Raw genomic sequence first — 629 nt, 5'->3', positions numbered from 1 at the left:
GAGATCTGGCTGGCCACCGAACCGCTGGATATGCGGGCCGGGCCCGACAAGGCCCTGGCGCGGGTTATTCAGGTATTCGGTTCGGCTAAACCCCATTGCGCCTACCTGTTCGCCAACAAGCGAGGCAATCGGATGAAGGTGCTGATCCACGACGGCTTTGGCATCTGGCTCTGCGCTCGTCGGTTGCACCGGGGCAAGTTCCACTGGGGCGAATCCTGGCGCGGTGACCAACTTCGCCTGACTGAGGAACAGCTGTCCGCCCTCGTTCAGGGCCTGCCCTGGCAGCGCATTGGCGCTGAAGGCGTGATCTCTATCCTGTAACCACAAGCCCTGCGGTATCGCCATAATCAGAACCGCGAATCGCTTGCGGCTCATGGGCTTGGCATACTAGCGGGCATGACTCAGCGCCCCGATCTCGACCAACTCTCTGCCGAACAGCTCCGTGCTCTTGCCACGGAACTGTTCGATCGAGTCGAGAGCAAGGAGCGCGCCCTGGTGTACCGTGATGCGGTCATTGAGAAGCTGACTCACGAAGTCGCCATCCTCAAGCGTCACAAGTACGCCCGTCGCAGTGAGCAACTCGATGCGGTTCAGGGCAAGCTGCTGGACGAACTGATCGACAGCGACCT

The 629-nt window shown here is 60.9% G+C and carries 1 protein-coding gene and 1 pseudogene; both read left to right on the top strand.

Annotated features, from left to right (window positions below; translation table 11 throughout):
• A partial coding sequence (tnpB, locus tag Q669_RS01195; protein ID WP_022990924.1) for an IS66 family insertion sequence element accessory protein TnpB occupies positions 1-321 on the top strand: 321 nt, incomplete at its 5' end.
• A 75-nt stretch (positions 322-396) separates the two neighbouring features.
• Positions 397-629 (top strand): annotated as a pseudogene (locus Q669_RS01190) (IS66 family transposase); the annotation flags it as partial.

Source organism: Marinobacter sp. C1S70 (assembly GCF_000475355.1).
In the GTDB taxonomy this organism is placed as follows: domain Bacteria; phylum Pseudomonadota; class Gammaproteobacteria; order Pseudomonadales; family Oleiphilaceae; genus Marinobacter; species Marinobacter nauticus.
The sequence above is the reverse complement of the archived record's forward strand: the minus strand, read 5'-3'. Positions and strand labels throughout refer to the sequence as shown.